Raw genomic sequence first — 19,167 nt, 5'->3', positions numbered from 1 at the left:
CAGCGACAGCGACAGCGAGTCGAACCAGGGGACGTGGGGTGACGGTGGTCGGCGGCCCGTAGGTCCTCGGTCGCGAAACGCGCACGGGGGAGTGGCTATCGCCGGCTCGTGTTTCGTCCGAGCGACGCCCGGCCTGGCCCGCCGGGCGTCGCTCCTGGACACGTCACGCCGACGTGGGCACCATCTCGACGGTTCGATCGCGCTGGCTGAGTTCGCGAAGTCCGGCGATACCGATGGGCTCGGCTGGGAGGAGCGGCAGGACGGCGCACCGCTCGGCGGTGGCAAGGACCTGCTCCAGCTCTGCGCGTTCGTTGCCTGCGCGCTTGAGGAGCAGGGCGTTGGTGGTCTGTGCGGCGGTGAGGGAGTTGTTGACGACCCATCCCCATGGCTCGATGCCCGCGCGCCGCAGATCGTCCTGCAGGTGCGTCGCTTCGAGAACCGGTGTGGTCTCAGGAAGCGTGATCACAACGACCTTGGTGTGCTCGGGGTCCTGGAGGCGCATCATCGGGGTGATGACGTTGTTGCTGTCGCCCATCTGGCGTACGACGTCGCGGTGGTAGGAGCCGGTCGCGTCGAGCAGGAGGAGGGTGTGCCCGGTGGGGGCGGTGTCCATGACGACGAAGCGCCGGCGCGCTTCGTTGACGGCCCGGGAGAAGGCCTGGAAGACGGCGATCTCTTCGGTGCACGGCGAACGCAGGTCCTCCTCGAGCGCGGCCCGGCCGGCCTCGTCGAGCGCCGCACCACGGTTCCGGAGCACCGTCTCACGGTACGTGCGCGTGGCCTCGTCCGGGTCGATGCGCGAGACCTGAAGCCCGTCCACCGCCTCGTCGAGGGTGTCAGCCAGGTGGGCGGCCGGATCGGTCGTGGTGAGGTGGACGTCGTGCCCCCGTTCGGCGAGGGCGACGGCGACGGCCGAGGCGATGGTGGTTTTGCCGACCCCGCCCTTGCCCATGAACATGAGCAGGCCATGGTCCTGCTGCGCGAGCTCGTCGACGAGGGTTTCGAGGTCGTCGGTGCCGGCAGGAAGTCCGGTCGGGGCCTCCTCGATGGGTGCCTCGCGGCTGGTACTGGCCTCGTCGAAAAGTCTGGTGAGCGCGTCGAGGCCGACCATGTTGTCGGCCCTGAGCGGAAGGAGATCGGTCGGGAGGCCGCGCAGCGCCTTGGGCAGGTCGTTCAGCACGGCCTGTTCGCGGTCGTGGACGGCGCGTGCCAGCACGTCGCCGTCGCCCGGGGGCGGCAGCACAGCGTTGACGACGACGTGCTGCTGACGCAGACCGAGCTCGGCAAGCTCCCCGTGGGTTCTCGCGATCTCGGTGACAGCGCCGGTCTGCGGCCTGGCGACGAGCACGAGACGGGTGCGTGCCGGGTCTCCGAGAGCGTCGACGGCTTCGGCGTAGGTCGAGCGTTGGCGCTCAAGGCCGGAGAGCGGCCCCAGGCACGACGCATCCCCCTTGCCCTCGTCGAGGTAGTCCGTCCATGACCCGGGAAGCTGAAGCAGGCGGATCGTGTGGCCGGTCGGGGCGGTATCGAACACGACGTGGTCGAACGCGGCGGTGGTCTGCGTGTCGGTGAGCAGGCCGGTGAACTCGTTGAACGAAGCGATCTCGGTGGTGCACGCCCCCGAGAGCTGTTCCTCGATGAGATCGACCTCGGGCTCGGGCAAGATGCCCCTCACGGGCCCGACGATGCTCTCCCGGTAGGTGGTCGCGGCCTCCTCGGGGTCGATCTCGAGCGCGGACAGGCCGGGTACGGCGGCGATCTCGGTGATCGTGTTGCCGATCGCCGTGTCGAACACCTGACTCACGTTGGAGGCTGGGTCGGTGCTCACCAGGAGCACCGACCGTCCGGCCCGGGCGAGGTGCATCGCACTGGCACAAGCGATCGACGTCTTGCCGACGCCGCCCTTGCCGGTGAGGAACAGGTAGCGGGGGGCGTCGGTGAGGAAGGTCGGGATCATTAGAAGCCTTTCAGGAGCTCTGGTCGAGTGTCGGGGCAGCGAGGGACGGCGGTTCAGCAGCCGGTGGATCCGCCGCCGCAGCAGCCGCCGCTGGCCGGGACCATCGACAGCTCGGGCCGCCCGCTGGGCGCCGGAGCGGCGGTCTCGTCGTCCTCGATGCCGGCCCAGCGGGCGAGCTCTGCACGGGCGGGGTAGGCGCCCGTCCGTGCGACGGTGCCGTCCACGAGCACGAGCGGGAGCTGCTCGGAGCCGGAGACCTTGAGGAACTGCAGGACCTGGGGATTCTCGGCGAAGGCCTGTGCCTCGCTGCCGAGGTTGAAGCGGTTCACGGTGGCTCCCTGGTTCTTGAGCCAGTCCACATCGGCCGAGAAGTTCACCAGCTCCTGCGGGACGTCAGGACCGCACACGCCCGTGCTGCAGCACATGGCCGACTCGTAGACCTCGATGGTGCTCATGATGACTCCCTAGATGGATCGAGATTGATCGATGCAAGGACGAGCGTAAACCCTTAGATCGACCGCTGTCGATTCACGGGCCATACTGGGAGCATGACGAACCCGATGACGTTGGCTGCTCCGCTCGCCGCGGCCGACGACTGCTGCCCGGTAGTGGTGCGTGAGCACGTAGTAGTCGAGGAAGTGGCCGCCCTGAGCAGGGCGTTCAAGGCCCTTGGTGACCCGACCAGGTTGCGTCTCCTTGCCAGTATCGGCGGACATCCTGGGGACAGCGCCTGCGTCTGTGACCTGACCGAGCCGCTCGGGCTGAGCCAGTCGACCGTCTCCCACCACTTGAAGGTCCTTCGTGAGGCCGGGCTGATCGAGGGGGAACGCCGAGGTACCTGGGTGCACTACCGCCTTCTGCCCGGAGCGCTGCGCGAGCTCGGTGCCGCCCTGAGTGACGCTGCGAACCACGCGTTGCCTGGTGAGCCCAGCTCCTGACGCGCAGCGCCTGGCCCCGGACGCGTACCACTTGACTGCACCCAACCATCTCAGCCATCATTGACTCAATGGATACTGAGGCGCTTTCGCAGAGGGTGGGGCTCCACTCTGCTCTTGCCGACGCCGCCCGGTTACGGATCGTCGACACACTGACCCTGGGGGATGCCGCGCCCTCCGAGCTCGCACGAAGCATCGGCATGCCGTCCAACCTGGTGGCGCACCACCTGGCGGTCCTCGAGCGCGCGGGCATCCTCGCGCGGAAGAGGTCCGAGGGCGATCGCAGAAGGAGCTACGTCCAGCTCGTCCCTGGCGCGCTCGACGTCCTATCGCTCCGGCCGGCCCGTGTGGTCCCACGCGTGCTGTTCGTCTGCACCCACAACTCCGCCCGTTCTCACCTCGCGGCTGCCCTGTGGCGGCGGGCGAGCGCAGTGCCGGCGGCTTCGGCCGGCACGCACCCGGCCGATCGGATCAACCCGTCCGCGGTCGCCACCGCCGACCGGCACGGCTTGCACATGCCGTCGACCACCCCGAAGCACATCGACGCAGTACATGCCCCGGATGACTTCATCGTCAGCGTCTGCGACCGGGCGCACGAGGAGCTCGACCTCCCGATCGACATCCACTGGTCCGTCCCGGAGCCCGTCGGCACGGGATCGAACGAAGCCTTCGAGGCGGCCTATGACGATCTCGCTCACCGGGTCACGAGCCTGGCCCAGGTCCTCGATCCAGCCTGACTGTCAGCACGTCCAGCCACCCCAAGGAAGTCACCACATGAGCAAGCAGCCCAGCGTCATGTTCGTCTGCGTCCACAACGCCGGGCGGTCCCAGATGGCCGCCGGATACATGAGCGCCCTGTCTGACGGCCGGGTCGAGGTCCGGTCGGCCGGCACCATGCCGGCGGAGCAGATCAACCCCGTCGCCGTGGAGGCGATGCGCGAGGAGGGTATCGACATCACCACCGCGCGTCCGAGGGTCCTGCAGGCCGACGAGGTCCAGTCCTCCGACGTGGTGATCACCATGGGTTGCGGGGATGAGTGCCCGTTCTTCCCGGGCGTGCGTTACGAGGACTGGCCCCTGGCCGACCCGGCGGGCCAGGGGATCGACGCCGTGCGCCCGATCCGCGACGAGATCCGCGGCCGCGTGGAGGTTCTCCTCGCCGAGCTCCTGCCCGTCAAGGCGTGATCCCCGTGACCACAGCTGCCGCTACGGCGGACGTCCGCGACGTCATCATCATCGGCTCCGGCCCTGCCGGCTACACAGCAGCCATCTACGCGGCCCGCGCCGAGCTGCGCCCGCTGGTCATCGCCGGCGAGCTCGACGCCGGTGGCGCCCTGATGAACACCACCGAGGTCGAGAACTTCCCCGGATTCCCCGACGGGATCATGGGACCCGACCTCATGGACAAGATGCAGATCCAGGCCGAGAAGTTCGGGGCCGAGGTAGTGTTCGCCACTGCCACCGCAGTCGACCTCACGGGGGCGGTCAAGACCGTCACCACCGACGAGGCCACCTACCGCGCGCGGTCCGTGATCCTCGCCAACGGCTCGGCCTACCGAAAACTCGGGCTCGACGACGAGGAGCGGCTGACCGGCCGCGGAGTGTCCTGGTGCGCGACCTGCGACGGGTTCTTCTTCCGCGGCCAGGAGATCGCCGTCGTGGGCGGCGGTGACAGCGCCGTGGAGGAGGCCACCTTCCTGACGAAGTTCGCCGACAAGGTCTACCTCATCCACCGCCGCGACAGCCTCCGCGCATCGAAGATCATGGCGGACCGCGCCCTGGCGAACGACAAGATCCAGCTGGTCTGGAACAGCGAGGTCACCGAGATCCACGGTCAGGACAAGGTCTCAGGACTCACCCTCCGTGACACAGCGACTGGCCAGACCCGCGACCTGCCCGTCACCGGCCTGTTCGTCGCCATCGGTCACGACCCCCGCACAGCCGTCCTCGACGGCCAGATCGAGCTCGACGACGAGGGCTACATCCTCACGGCCGCGCCCACGACCACCACCAACATCCCCGGCGTCTTCGCGTGCGGGGACGCGGTCGACCACACCTACCGACAGGCGATCACGGCCGCGGGCACCGGCTGCTCCGCAGCGCTGGACGCCGCGCGCTATCTCGCCAACCTTCCGGTGCTCACCCCCGAGCCCACTGCCTCCGAGCTCGCGCTCACCCACTGAGAGGACCGACATGAGCAGCGTTCCCGACATCACCGACGCCACCTTCGACGCCACGGTCCTCGGCTCCGACAAGCCTGTCCTGGTCGACATCTGGGCCACCTGGTGCGCCCCGTGCCGCCGCACGACCCCGATCATCGAGGAGCTCGCCGCCGAGCACGGCGACAAGACCCAGTTCGTCAAGGTCGACGCCGACGCCAACACCGAGACGGTCACCAGGTACGGCGTCACCTCCATCCCCACATTCAACCTGTTCGTGGGCGGCGAACTCGTCAAGAGCCTCACCGGTGCGCGGACGAAGACCCAGTTCCTCGAGGAGCTCGCCGAGTACCTCTGAGCCACCCAGGCCCACACGTACGCCCGACCGCCTTCCGACGGCTTCTACGAGGGGAGCCTCCGACACGCACGCTGACCTGGCAACCGGTAGCGGCAAGTGTTCGCGTCCGCATTATTCGCGGCAGTCTGCCGCCGGTTTAGGGTTCGAGGAGAGGCGCCGGCTGACGTAGCGCGAGAGCGGGGCAGCAGCGCTCGCGGCGTGCTTGGCCGTGATGGGGTCGCTGTAGCCGAGGAGCTTGGCGACGATCGGTGCGGGGACTTCCATCACCAGGTCTTGGATGGAGCGGGTTCGCGCGGCGAGGCTCTCGATGCCGAGTGCGCGTAGACGCGTGTGGACGGTGCTCGGATGCAGGTGACGCCCGGCGCGGATGCTCGGGAACAGCCAGGTGTTGCGCCCCGGGTTTGGTGCAGGCTTCAGTGTCTGTCACCGAGCCCGGGCGAGCTCGATGGGTCGATCGTAGCCGTTGGGCTGGTGGAGCTGCTCGACCTCGGCCGGCGGGCGCTGGTCGAACTCCCCGTGGGGGCGTCGCTGGTTGTACCAGTCGACGTACTCGGCGACCGCGATCTCGACGTCGTTGATCGACTTTCAGCCGCGACCACGCATGTATGGATTCTCGATCAGCTCGCCTTTGAACAGCGAGTTGAACGCCTCGGCCATCGCGTTGTCGTATGAATCCCCGTGCGAAGAATGTCATTCGCCCGCTTCAACTCACGATTCTCCCGCTCCAACTGGTTGATCCGCTCAGTGACGTCCGTGGTCCGTCCCGGGCGTCGGGTTCTCGGTCCTGTCGCCGGTGATGAGGGCTGTCACCATCAGGGTTATGGCCCCACCAGTGATGTAGACGTCAGCGAGGTTGAAGGTGGGGAACCAGCCGGTGTGCAGGTAGTCGGTGACGACGCCGTCGGTGGCACGGTCGATCAGGTTTGCCACCGCACCTGCCAGGATGACGGCCAGCGGCAGCCACGTTGAGCGTGTCTCGGTGCGGGTGGCACGCCAGGCGAAAACGGCCACCGCGGCGATGATGAGCCCGGTGGTGGCGAGCACGACACCGGCTGGCAGCTGGGCGCCGAGGCTGAAGGCCATTCCGGCGTTGAAACCGAGGCGAAGCTCGATGGGTCCCAGGTCTACCGAGTGGCCGTCGGCCAGTGCCCCACCTGCCCATGCCTTCACCGCCAGGTCTACCGCGGCCAGCAGCACGACGGTGAGGAGGAGGGTGGCCCGAGCCCGGGTGCCGCTGCTCGCTGAGCCGAGGTTCCGTGTGGTCATGGGGACGCCGTTCTTGTGTGGGCCGCGTCGGCTACTACTCCCTGCACGTGAGGGCTCACGGTTGCTCCTTCAAACGATCCGTCGAGCGTCAGCGCTCTCATAGGCCGAAGGCACCGCCCTCGAGGAGGATGACGACGCCCAGGCCGATGAGGACCAGCGGGAAGAGGATGTGCTCCCAGCGTTCGAGGACCTCGGCGATGGGCCGGCGGGTGGCGACGTACCGCGCGGCGAGCACGAGGAGGCCGACCAGGGCGAGGAAGACGGCGCAGTAGGCGATGACCGCGGTGGTGGAGGCGGTGGCGAAGACGGGGACGTAGACCCCGATGTTGTCCCCGCCGTTGGCGAAGGTGACGGCCGCGACGGTTAGTGTGCCGACCTGGCGGTCACCGACCTTGGCCTCGTCGTCGTCATCGTCCTCGTCGCGGTTGCGCCACACTCGCCAGGCCGCGTACAGGCCCAGGGCCAGGGGGATGAGCCCGAAGTAGGGCAGTGCGGCCTCGGGCAGGAAGGTGCGGGCTCCCAGGGAGACGAGCACGGCGGCCAGCAGGATGCCGCCGAAGCCGAGGTACTGGCCGGCGAGGATCTTGCGGGTGGTGCCCCGCTGGCCGGCGCCGCGGGCGTAGAAGAGGGACAGGATGATGATGTCGTCGATGTTCGTGGCCACGAACAGGCCGACCGCCTGCAGGATCGGGGTGAGCAGTTCCATCGGTGCCTTTCAGGGCGCGGCCGACCGCCGCCGGTGCACGACGAGGGTGGGTGGACCGCGGCGGGGGGTCAGTGTCCGGGCGTGGTGGCGTGGTGGGTGCGTGCGGCGCGCAGGCCGTTGAGGATGACCAGGACCTCGGCGACCTCGTGGATGAGCACGACGGCGGCCAGGCCCAGGACGCCGGTGATGGCCAGCGGGGGTAGGGCGGCGATGATGAGCAGCGACAGGACGATGTTCTGGTTGACGATGCGCCGCCCGCGCCGGGCGTGGGCGATGGCCTGGGGCAGGAGGCGCAGGTCCTGGCCGGTGAAGGCGATGTCGGCGGACTCGATGGCGGCGTCGGAGCCGGTGACGCCCATGGCGATCCCTACGTGGGCTGCGGCAAGGGCCGGGGCGTCATTGATGCCGTCGCCGATCATCGCGGTGGGCCGGCGGGCGCTGAGCTCGTCCACGGCGGCTGACTTGCCTTCGGGGCGCAGCTCGGCGCGCACGTCACTGATGCCGGCCCGCGCTGCGAGGGCACGCGCGGTGCGCTCGTTGTCCCCGGTGAGCATCGTGACCCCGATGCCGCGGCCCGTAAGGGTGCTGATGACCTGGGGGACCTCGGGCCGCAGCTCGTCGCGCACCCCGATCGCCCCGGCGACCGTGCCGTCGCGGTGGACGACGACGACAGTCATCCCCTGCGATTCCAGGTCGCGCACTGGGTCGGTAAGGTCGCCGGGGTCGACCCAGCGGGGGCTGCCGACCCGCACCTCGGCGCCGTCGACGGTGCCGTGGATGCCGTGACCGGCTTGCTCGGTGATACCCGCGGCCGCAGGGGTTGCGGTGGTGGCTTGGGTGATGGCGGTGGCGAGGGGGTGGGTGCTGTGCTGCTCGAGTGCGGCGGCCCAGGCCAGGACCTGCTCCTCGGTGAGGCCGGTGGTGGGGACGACGGCAGTGACGGTGGGCCGGTTGGCCGTCAGGGTCCCGGTCTTGTCGAAGGCGACGTGCCCGATGTCGCCGAAGCGTTCGAAGATGGCGCCGCTCTTGATGATGACGCCGAACTTGCTCGCCGAGCCGACCGCGGAGACCACGGTGATGGGCACCGCGATCGCCAGCGCACACGGGGAGGCGGCCACGAGCACCACCAGGGCGCGGGTGATCCAGGTCTGCGGGTCACCGGCAAGCGAGCCGATGACGGCGACGAGCACGGCCAGGAGCAGGACGCCGGGTACGAGCGGGCGGGCGATGCGGTCGGCGAGCCGGGCGCGGTGCCCCTTCTCGGCCTGGGCGCGTTCGACCAGGCTCACGATCGTGGTCAGGGAGTTGTCGGTGCCGGGTGCGGTCGCCTCGACCTGCAGGACTCCCGTGGTGTTGATCGCCCCGGCGGACACCTCATCACCCGGGCCGACCTCGACGGGGATGGACTCACCGGTGATGGCCGAGGTGTCCAGGCTGCTGCGCCCGGTACGGATGATTCCGTCGGTGGCGATGCGCTCACCGGGCCTGATCATCATGACCTGCCCCGCGGCCAGGTCTCGCGCCGGGACGGTCACGCTCTGGCCGTCGGTGAGGACGGTGGCGCTCTGGGGCACGAGCTTGAGCAGTGCGCGCAGCCCGGCACGCGCGCGGTCCATGGCGCGGTCTTCCAGGGCCTCGGCGATGGAGTAGAGGAAGGCCAGGGCCGCGGCCTCCTCCACGTGCCCCAGGAGGACCGCGCCGGTGGCGCTCATCGTCATCAGTAGCGCGATGCCGAGCTTTCCGGTAGCGAGCTTGCGCAGCGCACCGGGGACGAACGTGGAGGCCCCGAGCAGCAGGCCGACCCAGAACAGCACCAGCGCCGCGGTCGGGGCGTCGGACCACTCACAGGCCATCCCGGCGACGAACGCGGCCCCCGAGGCGATGGGGATTAGGACGGCACGGTCACCCCACCACGGGGCCTCGTGCTCGTCGTCGCTCTCGTGCTGCTCAACGGGGGCGTGGGTGGTCGCGCTCATGCCACGGTCCCGCTCGGGCAGCAGCCGGGCACCGTGCAGGTGGCATCGACGCACGGCGCGTTCTCATCGACGGCCAGCGTCACCTCAACCAGGGCGATCATCGCCGCGGCCAGGTGCGGGTCGGCGATCTCATACCGTGTCTGGCGCCCTTCGGGCTCGGCGACGACGATGCCGCAGTCCCGCAGGCAGGTGAGGTGGTTCGACACGTTCGACCGGGTCAGGCCCAGGTCGCGGGCGAGTACCGCCGGATAGCTCGGGCCCTCGAGGAGGGTCATGAGGATGCGGGAGCGGGTGGGGTCGGCCATCGCCCGGCCCAGCCGGTTCATCACGTCCAACCGCGAAGCAATAGTCAGCATGCGCTGATCATACAGCACACGCTGATCTCTGGCGGCTGCTCTCCACGACATCATCTGCACATCTGCATAGGTGTATGGTCGTGGCATGAGTGTGACGCCGTTGGATTCGTGTGAGGTCACCGCCGTTCATCCGGAGAAGGTGGCGCTGACCCGGGAGAGGATCCCCGACGAGGGGGAGGCGGGCAGGTTCGCCGGGCTGTTCAAGCTCCTGGGGGACCCGCGCCGTGCCCGGGTGCTGTATGCGTTGCTGGAGGCGGGGGAGCTGTGCGTGTGTGACCTGGCGGCGTCGGTCGATGTCGCGGAGGCGTCGGTGTCCCAGGTGCTGCGCGTGCTGCGCAGCGCCGGGGTGGTGGCCAACCGGCGGGAGGGCCGGATGGTGTACTACCGGCTGGCCGACGCTCACGTGCGGATGCTGCTGGACGTCTCACGTGAGCACGCCCGCCACGACGGGGGGCAGGACTGATGGGCGCGGGACACAGCCACGCCCCGGCGCCCGGGCACGCTGGTGGCCGTCACCGCCGGCGGCTGGCCGGGGCGTTCGCCCTGACCGCCGGCTTCTTCTTGATCGAGCTCGTCGCTGGACTGGTGTCGGGGTCGTTGGCGCTGCTGTCGGATGCCGGGCACATGGCCGCGGACGTGGTGGTGCTGGGCGCCGCGCTGTTGGCGACGCGTATTGCCAGTCGCCCGGACTCCACGGGGCGACGCACCTATGGCTCCTACCGGGCCGAGGTGTTCGCCTCAGGCTTGGCGGTGCTGGCGATGCTCGCGGTGGGGGTGTACGTGGTGGTCGAGGCCATCAGCCGGCTGGGCGATGCGCCGGAGGTGGCCTCCGGTGCCATGCTCGTAGTCGGGTTCGCCGGCCTGGTGATCAACATCGCCTCCATGCTGCTGCTGCGCAGCGGGTCCAAGGAGAGTTTGAATGTCAAGGGCGCCTACTACGAGGTGATCGCCGACGCGGCGGGGTCGGTGGGCGTCATGGTCGCCGGTGTGCTGATCATCCTCACCGGCCAGCCGGTCTGGGACGTCGTGGTCGCGGCCCTCATCGCGGTCTTCGTCATCGTCCGGGCGGTGGTTCTGGGCAGGCAGGTGATCGCGGTGCTGGCCCAGCACGCCCCGGAGGGGGTCGACCCGGAGGACGTCGCCGGTGACCTGGACGCGGTCGAGGGCGTGGCGGAGGTCCACGACCTGCACCTGTGGACCCTGACCTCGGGCATGAACGTGGCCACCGCTCACCTCGTCGCTCAGGCAGACGCTGACCATGGCGCTGTCCTTGCTGGCACTCAACCGGTAGCGGCAAGTGTTCGCGTCCGCATTATTCGCGGCAGTCTGCCGCCGGTTTAGGGTTCGAGGAGAGGCGCCGGCTGACGTAGCGCGAGAGCGGGGCAGCAGCGCTCGCGGCGTGCTTGGCCGTGATGGGGTCGCTGTAGCCGAGGAGCTTGGCGACGATCGGTGCGGGGACTTCCATCACCAGGTCTTGGATGGAGCGGGTTCGCGCGGCGAGGCTCTCGATGCCGAGTGCGCGTAGACGCGTGTGGACGGTGCTCGGATGCAGGTGACGCCCGGCGCGGATGCTCGGGAACAGCCAGGTGCTGTTGGCGTTGGCGCCGCGTCGGTTGGGGCGGTCGAGGGCGTGCGCCGAGAGGAGATCGGCGAACGGCTGCGGGACCGGTATCGGGTCGGTGCTGAAGCGCAGTGCGGGGCCCTCGGGGGTGATCGTGAGATCGTCCGGGACTGCTGCACGGATTGGTGACAGGTTGGGTCACGCAGCCTGCGTGGCTGGCGCGGTCATGATGGCCTCGTACTCGATGGGGGTCAATCGGCCGAGGGCGTCTTGTCCGCGGCGCCGGTGGTAGGTCTTCTCGATCCAGGTGACGATGGCGATTCGTAGTGCCTCGCGAGTGACCCAGGTACGGCGGTCGAGGACGTTCTTCTGCAGCAGGCTGAAGAAGCTCTCCATGGCGGCGTTGTCGCCGGCTGCACCGACGCGGCCCATCGATCCGACCATGGCGTGTCGGTTGAGAGCGTGGACGAATTTCCTGCTCCGGAATTGCGATCCTCTGTCGCTGTGCACGATGCAGCCGGTGACGTCACCGCGACGGGCGACGGCGTTGTTGAGCGCCGCCACCGCCAGGCGGGACTTCATCCGGGAGTCGATGGAGTAGCCCACGATTCGGTTGGAGTAGACGTCCTTGAGAGCGCAGACGTAGAGCTTGCCTTCGCGTGTCCAGTGCTCGGTGATGTCGGTGAGCCACAGCTCGTTGGGGCCCTCGGCCGTGAACTCGTGCCGGATCCTGCCCTTGTCGTCGATCACAGCGCACAGGTCGTCGTGGACCGGCGGGCCGGGACTCTTGCCGTTCTTGCCACGCTTCTTACCAAACGCGCTCCACCAGCCCTGCTGCGAGCAGATCCGCCACCCGGTCCGCTCGGCCATGGGCTCCCCGGCTTCGCGTGCTTCGTCGACCAGGAACCGGTAACCGAACTCCGGATCGTCGCGGTGAGCAGCGAACAGTGCGTTGGCGCGGTAGGCCTGCTTGAGCTCGGTGTCAGTGACTGGGGTGGTGCGCCAGCGGTAGTAGGGCTGACGCGCGATCTTCAATACCCGGCACGTCACCGTGACGGGGATCCCGCCGTCGGCCAGCTCGCGGACGAGCGGGTACATCATTTTCCCGGCAGGTTGGCCTGCGAGAGGTAGGCGGCTGCCCGGCGCAGGACCTCGTTCTCCTGCTCCAGCAGCCGGATCCGCTTCTTGGCCTCTCGCAGTTCGGCGGTGTCTGCCGCGGTCGCACCGGGCTTGACACCGTCCTCGACGTCCGCGGTCTTCAACCAGTTCGTCAGGCACGACTCGCTGATCCCGAAGTCGGCCGCGATCTGCTTCAGATGCTGACCTGGCTCACGGTTCCTCGCGACGCGCACGACGTCGTCGCGGAACTCCTTGGGGTAGGGCTTGGGCACAGTGCACATCCTTCCAGCGGTGCCCCTCGGCACCACAGATCAGATGTCACCTGTCCGTGCAGCAGTCCCTCCATGCTCAGTGTGACGAGCCGAGTCACGGGTTGGGCGTAGAGCAAAAGCAGGGTGCCGGCGACTCGGTAGGTGCGGCTTTCGGCGTCGCCGGTGAGGAGTTCGCGGAGCCACGCCAGGCGTTGCTCCTGGGTCAGTAGCGGTTGATATCGGGCCTGCCGGTGCGGCAGCGTCAGCCCCACCTTGACGCCGGCGCGTCTGCACCAGATGAGGAAGGTGCGGATGATCATGCGCGTGCTGGGCCCGGCGGCAACGTAGGCCTCGACGTCGAGCTGGGTGCAGTCCTGGAGACTGAGGTGCTGGTCGTCGCGGAGCCAGGAGAGGAAGCGGATCGTCTCGGTGATCTCCTGCTTGGCGCCGTGGACCGAGCCGCGGCTGCCCGTGCCGGGCCGGCTCGATGCTCGGATGCGGGCGAGGTGGTGCCAGCGGGCGAACTGCTCCACGGGTTGGCGAATCGTAGGGTCGTCGACAGCGTCGAGCGTGCTGGCAAGCCAACGTTCGAACAGGGCGAGGTGGTGGTCGCGCTGGGGCAGGAGTTCGTGTGCTTCCAGGATGCTGCGCAGGTGCTCGACGCGGCGGTCGGCCGGCTCACCGTCAAGGCCCTCGTGGCTCAGCGGGATCTGGCCCGTAGCTAGTCTGCGGAGCAGGTCGCGAACGACTGCTGGCCGCATCCAGGTCAGGACGCTCTCGGGTTGCTCGGCGGCGGCGAGGACGCCGGAGAGTCGGCGCATGGGCTCGGGCTCGGCCGCCTGGTCGACAAGTAGCCGCTCCAGGTCCTCGCGCAGCACGCATCGCGCGCAGCGGCCGCGCCGATAGTGCTCAGCCTCCGCGCCGCACTCGCGGCAGACGATCTCGGGGATGCCGGCGCAAGGCGCGCAGAGGGGGGAGCCGCGCCGCTTGTCGACTCCCGGGAGGAGCCGGTCCTCGCCGCAGCGTGCGCAGGTGCCGTGGGTGCGCATGGCGGTGTGGAAGCAGATGCCGCAGATCGGCCCTTCGGGCCAGCGGATCCGGATCTTCGCGGCCGCGCGGCCGCATCGCGCGCAGATGTGGGTGCCACTCGTGCGCGGGCGCCCGCGGACGGTGGTGCGCGGGTGAACGTCAATCGTCATCAGGCACGATCCGAGCTCGGCGAGGGCGTGCGGTCTTGTCGAGATCGACGACGTTCGGGCCGGCGGCGGCTCGGCGGCTGGTCTGTGCCGCCGCGGTGTAGGTGACCAGGTCGCCCGGCTCGCAGCCGAAGATGTCGCAGACCGCGGCGACGAACTGCAAGGAGACCCGCTCCGGGCGCCCGGTCACCAGCCGGTAGACCTGCGACGGGGACAGATCGATGCCCCGCTCGGCCAGGTGGGGGAGGAGGTCGGTGCTGTTGTGCATGCCGGCCTTGGCCATCAGCTCGGCAAGGTGCCAGTGGTAGGTGATCGTGCGACGCATCGTCTACTCGCTCTCGTATCCGGCCAACGCGGCCTTGACAGTGCCATCCAGCGCTCGCCGCAACGTCCTCACCCGGAAGTCGCTGGAGACGCAGGTGTAGATCGCGGTCGTCGAGGCGTGTTCGTGCCCGACCTGCTGCTGGACGAACAGGGCGTCCATGCCGGACTCGATCAGGTGCGTGACGTAGCTGCGGCGCAGCGAGTGGAAGTCCAGGCCCGCAGCGAGCTCCAGGTCCTCGCAGTAGCGGCGGAAGCGAGCCAGCAGCGCTGTCTCCGAGACCAGAGTGCCGCGCTCGGTGACGAACAGGTCCAGCCCGGCGCCGCTGTGGGCATGTCCGGTGCTCATCCAGTCCTCGATCACCTCCGGCGCCCAGTCGAAGACGGTCAGCACGCTGCGCCGCTTCGGGGCAGAGCCCTTCTTCGCCTTGCCCCAGCGCACCTGCAGCACGCCGTATCGCCCGAACTCCCGGGCGTGCGGGTTGCGGGAGAAGTCCACCGACTGCAGGTGACGGACCTCGTTGCGGCGCAGTCCCCAGGCGTAGGCGCTCTTGAAGACCACGCTGTCCCGGTAGGCCGCGAGCCAGCCCTTGCGACCACGGCCAGCGATGTCGACAACCTCATCGTCCGCGCGGTCGAAGAAGCGCTGGAGCTCGGCCCGGGTGAACGCCCGCCGGCTGGCATCAGACTCTTCGTCCTGGACGTGTCGGGCCGTGTTCCACTCGAAGCACACCTGCGCCGGATGGCTGCCGAACTGTCGCTCACACACCGTCGGCCACCCGTAGTCCGAGGCGGTGACGTAGTCGCAGAACAGCCGCAGCGCGCACTGGTAGCCGCGGACCGTCGAGCGGCGAACGTGCCGGATCGAGCGCAGGTCACCGAAGAACTCGTCGACATGCGTCACGCTCCACCGCCACGGGTACTCGTTGGTCGCGTCGACGAAGCGTCGGATGAACTGCTCACGCGCAGCGATCGTGTCGTGCTGCAAGTTCCGGCTCAGCTGCTGGTTGCGCCAGCCGTCGAGCATCTCGCCGAAGACGTGCTCGTCCGGCCGCAGAGCCTGGAAGCCGGCCACATCCACGAACCGGCCCACCGCGTCGACACCCATGTGACCACGACCCCTCACGCGCCCGTACCGTGCACGTATCATGCACCCACTGCACGGAAGGCGCAAGAGAGCAGGTCACGGCGCCGCAGGACGCGACACAACGCGACGAGCTCCAACCCGCAGGGCACGCGACAGCATCCACCACAACTCCGATGACATCACCAACCATGCAGGTCAGAAGCCCTGCCCCACACCCCACGGCGGGGGAGCCTGCCTCCCGTGGAGGCAGAGCGCCGTCGCGCATCCGATGCAATAATGCCGACTTAGAATGACATAATGTACATTATCGGATCGCGGTGGAAGGGCGGCAGAGGTGGCGCCCGACCCCGATCATCGCCTGGCCGCGACGGAAAGGGGCGAGCCCCCGCACCGTGTGGTGCGGGGGCTCGCCGTCGTGCGGATGAGTGCTCACTCGTCAGGCAGACAGGTGCTCACTCGTCATGAGCCGGACCGGGTCAGCGGCGCACACCGAGGGTGTCGGTGCCGTTGCCGTCCCAGTCGCCGACGAAGACCTCGTCGCCGGCGCGGCCGTAGCCCAGCTCGATGTCGGCGTTGCCGCCGGTCAGCGTGTTGGACAGGAAGAAGACGTGACCACGACGCACACCGAAGGTGTCGCCGTCCTCGCCGTCCCAGTTGCCGACGAAGACGTCGTCCGTGGCCCGGCCGTAGCCGAACTCCACGTCGGCGTTGCCGCCGGTCAGCGCGTTGTTGACGAAGTACCGGTTGCCACGGCGGACGGCGAAGGTGTCGTTCCCGTCGCCGTCGTAGTCGCCGACGAGGACCTCGTCACCGGAGCGGCCGTACCGCAGCTCGATCTCGGCGTTGCCACCGGTCAGCGAGTTGGTGAGGAAGTAGGCGCTGCCGCGACGCACGGCGAAGGTGTCGACGCCGTCGCCGTCCCAGTCACCCACGAGCACGGTGTCGGATGCGCGGCCGAAGCCGAGCTCGACGTCCGCGTACCCGCCGTAGAGGTCATTGGTGAGGAAGTACCGGTTGCCACGGCGCACCGCCAGGGTGTCCGCACCGTCGCCGTCCCAGTCACCCACGAGGACCTCGTCGCCGGGGCGACCGAAGGAGAACTCGTGGTCGGCCCAGACGCCCCAACCGTTGTTGAGGTAGAACCCACGACCCGGCGTCGGCGGCGCCGGCTGCTGCGGGTCCTCCGGGTCGCCGGCCTCGAGGCCGGTGAGGTACTCGTAGCCGGTGGTCACGAAGTCCTCGCCCTGCGGCGCCATGTCGTACTCGAGGACGTAGTACGCGACGGGAGCGTGCTCCTGGGCGGCGATGAGGATGTCCTGCAGCGGGACCTCGCCCTCACCGAGGTTGGTGAAGACCGGACGGCCCTCTCCCCCGACGTTGGTCGCGTCCTTGATGTGCAGGAGCTCGATGCGGTCCCCGTGCTCCTCGATGAGGGCGGGGACGTCGACGCCCGCGTGGGCGGCCCAGGCGACGTCGAGCTCGAAGGTCACCCACTCGGGGTTGGTCTCGGCCACGAGGATCTCCCAGGCCGACATCTCCTCGCCGTCGTGCTCGTAGACGGTGGTGAACTCGCCGTCGTGGTTGTGACCGAAGAACTTCCCGATCCCGGCGTCGACGGAGCGCTGGCCGAGACGGTTCATCGCCTCGGCGGTGGCCAGGGTGTCCTCGTAGGTGTCGATGCCCGGGCTGGCGAACCCGCCCGACCCGACGTACTCCTGCCCCAGCGTTCCGACGAAGTCCAGGGTCTCGTCGAAGCTGTCCTCGTCGGTGTTGTAGTGCGAGGACGGCACGCTCAGGCCCAGACCATCGGTCAGCTCACGGAACTCCTCGGCGGTGTAGTCACCGAAGTTGCCACCGAAGGGCTCGATGTTCTGGAACCCGATCGTCGACAGGCGGTCCAGGACCGGCTCCAGGCCGGCGTCACCCACCCACGGGATGAGCGAGAACATCTGGATCGACACCTGCTCGGCCGGGATGTGGATCGGGTCCGGCGTCGTCGCGTCGAAGGTGTGCGTCCACTCGGTGGTCGCGTCCGAGGCGAGCTCATAACCGTCGATCGCGCGGGCGGTCACCGTGACCTCGCCCTCCCCCGGGTAGGTACCGGCGGCGACCGTCTCGTAGCCGAGGAGGTACTCGACGCCATCGACCTCGGGAACGGTGTAGCTGTCGTTGTCCGTGCCGACCCGGTCGGTGAAGACCACGTCAGCAGGCGTGACGACCGTCGGCTCCGGCTCGTCCTCGACCACCCGGAAGTAGTCGAAGCTCACCGTCGTCGGAGCCGCCTGCTGGGCGCCGAGCGCGAAGATGCCCGGAGCCGCATCACCCACCGCGGAGTTGGTCACCGCGCTGGGCAGGTCCTGCCAGTTCTCACCGTCCGTGGAGAACGCGCCCGTGAAGGTGTCCCCGTCACGGGTGAGACGGACGAAGTACTCGTCGGCCAGCGGCAGGTCGCGCAGGTCGTCCTGCGGGTCCTGCACCACGCCGCCGACCTCGCTGCGCAGCTCGACCCGCAGCGGGGTCGCGCTGCCGTTGGTGGCGTAGACCGGGTCGATCTTCACGTAGTTGTCGTTGTCCCCGTAGACGATGATCCCGCCCTGCTGGTAGGCGCTGGCGAGATCGGCGCTGAAGGACGTCTCCACCGTCCACTGGTCGCCGGTGACGACCTGCGACTGGAGGATGTTCGGCACGACGTGGTTGTCGCCCTGGTAGAAGTCCGCGTCGGTGGTGGTGACGCGGTAGGCGCCGTCGGAGACCTCGGCGCGCTCGGGGTCGTGGTCGATGATGTCCCAGCGGCACACGTCGACCTCCGTCCCGTCGAACTCGTCGTCCGCGGAGATCTCGGCCTCGGGGTCCTCGCAGACCGGCGGCTCGGGCTCCTCGGGCCCACCGGCCTCCTGGCCGGTGAGGTACTCGTAACCGGTGGTCACGAAGCTCTCGCCGTCGGCGGCCCGGTCGTACTCGAGGGCGTAGTAGGAGATCGTCGCGTGCTCCTCGGCCGCGGCCAGGATGTCCTGCAGCGGGACGTCGCCGTCGCCGAGGTTGGTGAAGACCGGACGGCCCTCTCCCCCGACGTTGGTGGCGTCCTTGATGTGCAGGAGCTCGATGCGGTCCCCGTACTGCTCGATGAGGGCGGGGACGTCGACGCCGGCGTGGGCGGCCCAGGCGACGTCGAGCTCGAAGGTCACGAGCTCGGGGTCGGTCTCGGCCACGAGGATCTCCCAGGCCGACATCTCCTCGCCGTCGTGCTCGTAGACGGTGGTGAACTCGCCGTCGTGGTTGTGACCGAAGAACTTCCCGATCCCGGCGTCGACGGAGCGCTGGCCGAGACGGTTCATCGCCTCGGCGGTGGCCAGGGTGTCCTCGTAGGTGTCGATGCCGGGGCTGGCGAACCCGCCCGACCCGACGTACTCCTGCCCCAGCGTTCCGACGAAGTCCAGGGTCTCGTCGAAGCTGTCCTCGTCGTTGTTGTAGTGCGAGGACGGCACGCTCAGGCCCAGACCGTCGGTCATCTCGCGGAACTCCTCGGCGGTGTAGCCGGAGAAGTTGCTGCCGTAGGGCTCGATGTTCTGGAACCCGATCTCGGCCAGGCGACCCAGGACCGGCTCGAGATCGGCCTCGTCCACCCACGGGCCCAGGGAGTACATCTGGATCGAGACCTGCTCGACCGGCACGTGGATCGGCTCGGCCACCTGGTCGGGCGCCGGCGACTCGTCCTGCGGAGCCGGCTGCGCGGCCGCTCCGCTCACCATCATGGGCAGCGCGATCGCGCCCCCGAGAACGGCGGCCGCTGCTCTGCGCAGCAACCTCCCGCCCGTGGAACTTCTGGCCACGATTCCTCCTCGAATTCGCATACCTGACACGCCGTAGGAGCACGTCGTGTCGCCCCGGGTCGGCGGTCGATCCGCCGAACTGACCTCGG

The 19,167-nt window shown here is 68.9% G+C and carries 19 protein-coding genes and 1 pseudogene; 8 read left to right on the top strand and 12 right to left on the bottom strand.

Going from position 1 to position 19,167, the window contains the following annotated elements:
* Positions 1-163: 163 nt before the first annotated feature.
* Positions 164-1,957, bottom strand: a complete 1,794-nt coding sequence (gene arsA, locus AC3D3D_RS01530; protein ID WP_463662115.1) for an arsenical pump-driving ATPase — start codon at positions 1,955-1,957, stop codon at positions 164-166.
* Positions 1,958-2,010: 53 nt separating this feature from the next.
* Positions 2,011-2,412: an arsenite efflux transporter metallochaperone ArsD gene (gene arsD, locus AC3D3D_RS01525; protein ID WP_425708799.1), complete on the bottom strand. Its 402-nt coding sequence runs from the start codon at positions 2,410-2,412 to the stop codon at positions 2,011-2,013.
* Positions 2,413-2,505: 93 nt separating this feature from the next.
* On the opposite strand from arsD, the gene AC3D3D_RS01520 reads away from it, so the two are divergent.
* The 6 genes and pseudogenes from AC3D3D_RS01520 to trxA all read left to right on the top strand — a co-directional run bounded on the left by AC3D3D_RS01520 (position 2,506) and on the right by trxA (position 5,409).
* Positions 2,506-2,895 carry an ArsR/SmtB family transcription factor gene (locus AC3D3D_RS01520; RefSeq protein WP_463662114.1) on the top strand — a complete coding sequence of 130 codons (390 nt, stop codon included), beginning with the start codon at positions 2,506-2,508 and terminating at the stop codon, positions 2,893-2,895.
* 68 nt (positions 2,896-2,963) lie between these two features.
* Positions 2,964-3,092, top strand: a pseudogene (locus AC3D3D_RS01515) (ArsR family transcriptional regulator); the annotation flags it as partial.
* Between the two features lie 159 nt (positions 3,093-3,251).
* Entirely contained in the window at positions 3,252-3,629 is a 378-nt protein-coding gene (locus AC3D3D_RS01510; protein ID WP_488512614.1) for an arsenate-mycothiol transferase ArsC, read from the top strand.
* A gap of 37 nt (positions 3,630-3,666) precedes the next feature.
* The gene (locus tag AC3D3D_RS01505) at positions 3,667-4,077 is read left to right on the top strand and encodes an arsenate reductase ArsC (RefSeq protein WP_425710277.1); all 411 of its coding nucleotides are present in this window, start codon (positions 3,667-3,669) and stop codon (positions 4,075-4,077) included.
* 5 nt (positions 4,078-4,082) lie between these two features.
* Positions 4,083-5,075, top strand: coding sequence for a thioredoxin-disulfide reductase (trxB, locus tag AC3D3D_RS01500; RefSeq protein WP_425710278.1), 993 nt, complete (start codon positions 4,083-4,085; stop codon positions 5,073-5,075).
* A 10-nt stretch (positions 5,076-5,085) separates the two neighbouring features.
* The gene (trxA, locus tag AC3D3D_RS01495; protein ID WP_463662112.1) at positions 5,086-5,409 is read left to right on the top strand and encodes a thioredoxin; all 324 of its coding nucleotides are present in this window, start codon (positions 5,086-5,088) and stop codon (positions 5,407-5,409) included.
* 423 nt (positions 5,410-5,832) lie between these two features.
* Here the strand turns inward: trxA and AC3D3D_RS01490 are convergent, their stop codons facing one another.
* The 5 genes from AC3D3D_RS01490 to cmtR form a co-directional block, all read right to left on the bottom strand.
* The gene (locus AC3D3D_RS01490; protein ID WP_463662328.1) at positions 5,833-5,973 is read right to left on the bottom strand and encodes a hypothetical protein; all 141 of its coding nucleotides are present in this window, start codon (positions 5,971-5,973) and stop codon (positions 5,833-5,835) included.
* Between the two features lie 177 nt (positions 5,974-6,150).
* Positions 6,151-6,675 carry a signal peptidase II gene (lspA, locus tag AC3D3D_RS01485; RefSeq protein ID WP_463649300.1) on the bottom strand — a complete coding sequence of 175 codons (525 nt, stop codon included), beginning with the start codon at positions 6,673-6,675 and terminating at the stop codon, positions 6,151-6,153.
* A gap of 97 nt (positions 6,676-6,772) precedes the next feature.
* Positions 6,773-7,381 carry a cadmium resistance transporter gene (locus AC3D3D_RS01480; protein ID WP_463649301.1) on the bottom strand — a complete coding sequence of 203 codons (609 nt, stop codon included), beginning with the start codon at positions 7,379-7,381 and terminating at the stop codon, positions 6,773-6,775.
* A gap of 68 nt (positions 7,382-7,449) precedes the next feature.
* The gene (locus AC3D3D_RS01475) at positions 7,450-9,357 is read right to left on the bottom strand and encodes a heavy metal translocating P-type ATPase (RefSeq protein WP_463649302.1); all 1,908 of its coding nucleotides are present in this window, start codon (positions 9,355-9,357) and stop codon (positions 7,450-7,452) included.
* A complete protein-coding gene (gene cmtR / locus AC3D3D_RS01470; RefSeq protein WP_463649311.1) occupies positions 9,354-9,713 on the bottom strand; it encodes a Cd(II)/Pb(II)-sensing metalloregulatory transcriptional regulator CmtR in 360 nt (119 codons plus the stop codon). Before cmtR ends, AC3D3D_RS01475 begins: the two co-directional genes overlap by 4 nt.
* 85 nt (positions 9,714-9,798) lie before the next feature.
* On the opposite strand from cmtR, the gene AC3D3D_RS01465 reads away from it, so the two are divergent.
* Together AC3D3D_RS01465 and AC3D3D_RS01460 are read left to right on the top strand one after the other, a co-directional pair.
* Positions 9,799-10,176: an ArsR/SmtB family transcription factor gene (locus tag AC3D3D_RS01465; RefSeq protein ID WP_463662111.1), complete on the top strand. Its 378-nt coding sequence runs from the start codon at positions 9,799-9,801 to the stop codon at positions 10,174-10,176.
* Entirely contained in the window at positions 10,176-11,054 is an 879-nt protein-coding gene (locus AC3D3D_RS01460) for a cation diffusion facilitator family transporter (RefSeq protein WP_463662110.1), read from the top strand. The genes AC3D3D_RS01465 and AC3D3D_RS01460 overlap by 1 nt, the downstream gene beginning before the upstream one ends.
* 418 nt (positions 11,055-11,472) lie before the next feature.
* Here AC3D3D_RS01460 and AC3D3D_RS01455 read toward each other — a convergent pair.
* The 5 genes from AC3D3D_RS01455 to AC3D3D_RS01435 all read right to left on the bottom strand — a co-directional run bounded on the left by AC3D3D_RS01455 (position 11,473) and on the right by AC3D3D_RS01435 (position 19,078).
* Positions 11,473-12,665 (bottom strand): IS3 family transposase gene (locus AC3D3D_RS01455; RefSeq protein ID WP_463662109.1). Its coding sequence is split into 2 segments (ribosomal slippage): positions 11,473-12,378 and positions 12,381-12,665, totalling 1,191 coding nucleotides; the frame shifts between segments, so codons are not numbered across the junction.
* The gene (locus tag AC3D3D_RS01450) at positions 12,587-13,843 is read right to left on the bottom strand and encodes a hypothetical protein (RefSeq protein WP_463662108.1); all 1,257 of its coding nucleotides are present in this window, start codon (positions 13,841-13,843) and stop codon (positions 12,587-12,589) included. Before AC3D3D_RS01450 ends, AC3D3D_RS01455 begins: the two co-directional genes overlap by 79 nt.
* Entirely contained in the window at positions 13,833-14,165 is a 333-nt protein-coding gene (locus AC3D3D_RS01445; RefSeq protein ID WP_463662107.1) for a helix-turn-helix domain-containing protein, read from the bottom strand. The genes AC3D3D_RS01450 and AC3D3D_RS01445 overlap by 11 nt, the downstream gene beginning before the upstream one ends.
* A 3-nt stretch (positions 14,166-14,168) precedes the next feature.
* Positions 14,169-15,269, bottom strand: coding sequence for a tyrosine-type recombinase/integrase (locus AC3D3D_RS01440; RefSeq protein WP_463662106.1), 1,101 nt, complete (start codon positions 15,267-15,269; stop codon positions 14,169-14,171).
* 455 nt (positions 15,270-15,724) lie between these two features.
* Entirely contained in the window at positions 15,725-19,078 is a 3,354-nt protein-coding gene (locus AC3D3D_RS01435; RefSeq protein ID WP_463661361.1) for a TIM barrel protein, read from the bottom strand.
* Between the last annotated feature and the right edge of the window lie 89 nt (positions 19,079-19,167).

It is taken from the genome of Georgenia sp. X1117, assembly GCF_057784635.1.
Note: the sequence above shows the minus strand (reverse complement) of the source record. Positions and strands in the feature narration are given on the sequence as shown.

What these genes read in the sequence shown, in the direction of transcription:
- AC3D3D_RS01475 (WP_463649302.1), bottom strand. Translation starts at nt 9,357, where the DNA reads ATGAGCGCGACCACCCACGCCCCCGTTGAGCAGCACGAGAGCGACGAC.
- AC3D3D_RS01505 (WP_425710277.1), top strand. Translation starts at nt 3,667, where the DNA reads ATGAGCAAGCAGCCCAGCGTCATGTTCGTCTGCGTCCACAACGCCGGG.
- arsA (WP_463662115.1), bottom strand. Translation starts at nt 1,957, where the DNA reads ATGATCCCGACCTTCCTCACCGACGCCCCCCGCTACCTGTTCCTCACC.
- AC3D3D_RS01465 (WP_463662111.1), top strand. Translation starts at nt 9,799, where the DNA reads ATGAGTGTGACGCCGTTGGATTCGTGTGAGGTCACCGCCGTTCATCCG.
- AC3D3D_RS01460 (WP_463662110.1), top strand. Translation starts at nt 10,176, where the DNA reads ATGGGCGCGGGACACAGCCACGCCCCGGCGCCCGGGCACGCTGGTGGC.
- AC3D3D_RS01440 (WP_463662106.1), bottom strand. Translation starts at nt 15,269, where the DNA reads ATGGGTGTCGACGCGGTGGGCCGGTTCGTGGATGTGGCCGGCTTCCAG.
- arsD (WP_425708799.1), bottom strand. Translation starts at nt 2,412, where the DNA reads ATGAGCACCATCGAGGTCTACGAGTCGGCCATGTGCTGCAGCACGGGC.
- AC3D3D_RS01520 (WP_463662114.1), top strand. Translation starts at nt 2,506, where the DNA reads ATGACGAACCCGATGACGTTGGCTGCTCCGCTCGCCGCGGCCGACGAC.
- AC3D3D_RS01450 (WP_463662108.1), bottom strand. Translation starts at nt 13,843, where the DNA reads ATGACGATTGACGTTCACCCGCGCACCACCGTCCGCGGGCGCCCGCGC.
- AC3D3D_RS01480 (WP_463649301.1), bottom strand. Translation starts at nt 7,381, where the DNA reads ATGGAACTGCTCACCCCGATCCTGCAGGCGGTCGGCCTGTTCGTGGCC.
- lspA (WP_463649300.1), bottom strand. Translation starts at nt 6,675, where the DNA reads ATGACCACACGGAACCTCGGCTCAGCGAGCAGCGGCACCCGGGCTCGG.
- cmtR (WP_463649311.1), bottom strand. Translation starts at nt 9,713, where the DNA reads ATGCTGACTATTGCTTCGCGGTTGGACGTGATGAACCGGCTGGGCCGG.
- trxA (WP_463662112.1), top strand. Translation starts at nt 5,086, where the DNA reads ATGAGCAGCGTTCCCGACATCACCGACGCCACCTTCGACGCCACGGTC.
- AC3D3D_RS01445 (WP_463662107.1), bottom strand. Translation starts at nt 14,165, where the DNA reads ATGCGTCGCACGATCACCTACCACTGGCACCTTGCCGAGCTGATGGCC.